The sequence below is a fragment of the Phyllobacterium sp. P5_D12 genome, from assembly GCF_054049495.1.
Genome location: NZ_JBFUMG010000442.1, coordinates 1 through 3,715, shown reverse-complemented (window position 1 = coordinate 3,715; position 3,715 = coordinate 1). Strand labels below are relative to the sequence as shown.

The 3,715-nt window shown below is 57.6% G+C and carries 5 protein-coding genes; 3 read left to right on the top strand and 2 right to left on the bottom strand.

The annotated features are described in order from the left end of the window. The first annotated feature begins 200 nt into the window (after positions 1-200). Positions 201-1,211 carry an extensin family protein gene (locus ACXJ5O_RS21370; RefSeq protein WP_457301646.1) on the top strand — a complete coding sequence of 337 codons (1,011 nt, stop codon included), beginning with the start codon at positions 201-203 and terminating at the stop codon, positions 1,209-1,211. A 27-nt stretch (positions 1,212-1,238) separates the two neighbouring features. Here the strand turns inward: ACXJ5O_RS21370 and ACXJ5O_RS21365 are convergent, their stop codons facing one another. Together ACXJ5O_RS21365 and ACXJ5O_RS21360 are read right to left on the bottom strand one after the other, a co-directional pair. Beyond that, positions 1,239-1,430, bottom strand: a complete 192-nt coding sequence (locus ACXJ5O_RS21365; RefSeq protein WP_112528379.1) for a DUF3008 family protein — start codon at positions 1,428-1,430, stop codon at positions 1,239-1,241. Between the two features lie 284 nt (positions 1,431-1,714). Further along, a complete protein-coding gene (locus ACXJ5O_RS21360) occupies positions 1,715-2,131 on the bottom strand; it encodes a winged helix-turn-helix transcriptional regulator (RefSeq protein WP_457301645.1) in 417 nt (138 codons plus the stop codon). Between the two features lie 205 nt (positions 2,132-2,336). Here ACXJ5O_RS21360 and ACXJ5O_RS21355 point away from each other — a divergent pair, with 205 nt between their 5' ends. Next, positions 2,337-2,978, top strand: a complete 642-nt coding sequence (locus tag ACXJ5O_RS21355) for an NAD(P)-dependent oxidoreductase (protein ID WP_457301644.1) — start codon at positions 2,337-2,339, stop codon at positions 2,976-2,978. 284 nt (positions 2,979-3,262) lie between these two features. Next, the coding region (locus ACXJ5O_RS21350) for an LLM class flavin-dependent oxidoreductase (RefSeq protein ID WP_457301643.1) at positions 3,263-3,715 on the top strand (453 nt) is incomplete at its 3' end.

The window sequence follows — 3,715 nt, the reverse complement described above, 5'->3', positions numbered from 1 at the left end:
GCTCGTTCAAGCCCTGCGCTGGGGTGGCTTCTAGTGTGAAGGTTTCATGATGTCAAGCCAGGGCCTGTTCGTATTCACGCTCTGACGGCCTGCAAATAGCGTTTTTTCTAGACCCGCATGTTTCAGCGGATCATATAATTTGAAACCGATGCCACATTTCAGACGTTAGGGTTGGACGCTCAACAGGAGTAGAGCCGGTAATGACCCTATTCTCGCGGCAATCGCGTTGCTCGACATTCGTCCTTCTATCCCTCACAGCCATTATAGCAAGCACCGTCCTTATCAGCTCCACCGACAATGCGGACGCGCGGCACAGACGCGGACACCGGGCAAAGGTTGTTCGTCCGCCGGCGGCGCCCGCGGTTCCCTTGCCGGTCGTTCCACCATTGCCGCAGGACAATCCACGGGATGCAGCCGCGCCGGAAGCGCCAAAGCCTGAGGAAAAGCCTGCCGACGAAATACAGAAAGCGGATCCGCAAACGACGCCCGTTCCCGAGCAGAAGCCAGCCCCGGATACCAAACCGACCGAGAAGCCAAAGGAGCCGCCAAAACCGGCCGAACAACTTGGCCCGAACCCRCTGCCCAAGCAGGATGCAGGCGACAAGCCCGATCATGAGGAAAGTGTCGAGAAGGCCGATCCTTCGATCTCGCCCGATCGGGTCTATCAGAATGCCTGCCCTGCCCTCATGAATGGCGAGGTCAAGGGCGAACTCATTGCGCCCTTGTCCGAGGGTATGTGCGGCGAGCGTTCGCCATTGAAGATCACGGCCATTGGCAAGGATAACCCGGTGAAACTGGCGGCGCCGATCACCACGAATTGCGCGATGGCAGGATCGCTGGCGACGTGGGTAGTCGAGGTACAAAAAGATGCACAGGCAAATTTTGGTGCAGAGATCGAGAGCATCACCACCGGTTCCGACTATCAGTGCCGCAAGGTCAATAACGGGCACAAAGGCCGCGTCTCGGAGCACGCCTTCGCCAACGCTGTCGATATCGTGTCCTTCAAGTTCAAGAACGGCAAGACGACGGAACTTGGTTCAGGCTGGAGGGGTAAGCCGGAGGAACAGACATTCTGGCGGGCGCTGCATAAGGCGAGTTGCGACCGCTTCATGACGGTGATCGGCCCGGATGGCGATGCTGCCCATCAGGGCAACCTGCATCTCGATCTTGGCTGTCATGGAAGAAAATGTGAGGCGCGCATCTGCCAGTAGCAGCGGCGCCTCGAATTTAAATTCCGATCAGTGTTTTGTTGACTTCTTCTTTGGAAGGTTCTTGCGATCGGTTTCTGCGAATTCCTCCAGCTGCTTTTCGCTCATCGATTCATACATCCCCTTGGACGCGCCTTTGAGCTCGCTCTTCTTGGTCTGGCCGCGCTTGGCAGAAAGCGCCGCACCAGCCGCCTTTTGCTGGGCCTGGGATTTTGCAGGCATTGTCATTCTCCCTGAGAAAATGTTGCACAGGTAAAGAAACGCAAACGGTGGATGGGGGTTCCAGCTATCTCAAACGTTCATGCAGATTATCTCTCCCCTTTGTGGGAGAGAAAGCGATTTCAGCATCTAGCACTTGCTAAGTGCTAGAAATCGCCAGAGAGGGGATAGGGTAGTTTGATCTCAAATCCCCTCTCTTGGATTTTCTAGGAGTTTAGCAAGGGCTAAACTCAAGAAAATCCTTTCTCCCCCACAAGGGGGGAGATAATCGGCATCGACGTTGCCGACTAATCCGCGCGTGCCTCATCGAACGCCTTGCGCGCAGCGCGTAGGTGATCGCGATTGGCAGCAGCCCACTCGCCGAGCGCCCCCACCGGCACGGCAATCGAATGGCCGATATCGGTCAGGGCGTAGGTCACTTCCGGCGGCGATGTGGGCTTGACAGTACGGCTGACAAGACCATCGCGCTCGAGCGAGCGCAACGTCACGGTAAGCATGCGCTGCGAAATCCCTTCTATCATGCGGCGGAGCACGTTGAACCTGCGCGGTCCGGCCTGCAGGTTGATCAGCGTCAAGAGGCTCCAGGAGTCGCCGACAATATCCAGCACCTCGCGCATCGGGCAGCCACCCGCGCCATCCGATTGCATGGCCGGCATCGATTCAAGCAGTGGTGTCTTGCCCTCGGTCTTCGCATGAATACTCATATCGGCCTCTTTTTGTGTTCTTCGGCTCTACGCAATTCCGATTGGTAAAAAACCGGTTCCCACTTTTCCTGGAATTGCTTCAGGCAGTTACTTCCATGTGCCCTGAAACGGAAAAAGTGCGTACTTCTCCCGGTCCTGCTTCTAGCATACATAGTTATTATTGGTAACCTGAAAACGATGCGTACCTGCATCGGAGGAGCATGTCATGAAAATTGCGTTGATCGGCGCTACCGGCTTTGTTGGCAGCGAAATTTTGAAGGAAGCCGTTGCGCGCGGCGACAGCGTGACCGCGCTGGTGCGTAGCCCGGACAAGGTGGAAAAGCTGAAGGGTGTCACCGCCGTCGAAGCCGATGCAACCAAAACCACCGACCTCGCAGCCAAACTCAAGGGCCATGACATCGTCATCTCCGCCTATAATCCCGGCTGGACCAATCCGGATATCAAGGCAGTCCATATTGCGGCCAGCAAATCGATCACCGCGGCAACGAAGCAGGCGGGGATCACTCGGCTGATCGTCATCGGTGGCGCCGGAAGCCTTTATGCGCCCGATGGCACGCAATTTGTCGACGGCGATGGTTTTCCAGCCGAATACAAGGAAGGCGCATTGGGTGCACGCCAGGCATTGAATGACCTGCGCGGCGAGACGGCGCTCGACTGGAGTTTCGTATCGCCGCCGTTCCATCTGGCACCCGGCCCGCGCACCGGCAAATACCGGCTCGGCAAGGATCACCCAGTGTTCGACGCCGAAGGCAACAGCGCGATCAGCGCCAGCGATCTGGCAGTGGCGATCATGGATGAGGCAGAAAAGCCGAAGCACAGCAGGGAGCGTTTTACCGTGGGTTATTGAGGTGAGCTCCTCTTACCCGCCCCCTTGTGGGGAGGGAGGCTGCGCAGCAGCAGGGAGGGGCATTTCAAACACCCTGGCGCTGCCCATTCCGCATAACTAGAAAGACCCCTCCCGTCGCTTCGCTCCTGCCCTCCCCACAAGGGGGAGGGTAAGGGCGGCAACCCGCTTCCTAGAACACAAACCACCCGGTTTCCTTTTAGTGCCTTGGCAACCGCAATGTGCGTTCTTCCCATGGCGTCATCCTGCGCTTAACTATGCAGCAAAGTTTAACGCAAGGTATGACCATGGAACTCGGCATCTATACATTTGCAGGCATGAGCCCCGATCCTACGACGGGCGTCGCCATCAGCGCGCACCAGCGCATGCAGAACCTCATCGAGGAGATGGTGCTCGCCGATGAGGTCGGGCTCGACGTGTTCGGCATCGGCGAGCACCACCGGCCTGATTTCGTCATCTCCACCCCGGCTATTGCATTGGCGGCTGGCGCATCGCGGACGAAGAACATCAGGCTGACCAGCGCAGTAACGGTGCTGAGCTCCGATGATCCGGTCCGTGTGTTCCAGGAATACGCGACGCTCGACCTGATCTCCTCCGGCCGCGCCGAAATCATGGCCGGACGTGGCTCCTTCATCGAATCCTTTCCGCTGTTCGGATATGACCTCAACGATTACGACGAGCTGTTTGCCGAAAAACTCGACCTGCTCCTGAAACTGCGCGCCAGCGAACGCGTGACATGG

Bases quoted from the DNA above. Each gene is read 5' to 3' on its own strand.
- ACXJ5O_RS21365 (WP_112528379.1), bottom strand. From the start codon at position 1,430: ATGCCTGCAAAATCCCAGGCCCAGCAAAAGGCGGCTGGTGCGGCGCTT.
- ACXJ5O_RS21360 (WP_457301645.1), bottom strand. From the start codon at position 2,131: ATGAGTATTCATGCGAAGACCGAGGGCAAGACACCACTGCTTGAATCG.
- ACXJ5O_RS21355 (WP_457301644.1), top strand. From the start codon at position 2,337: ATGAAAATTGCGTTGATCGGCGCTACCGGCTTTGTTGGCAGCGAAATT.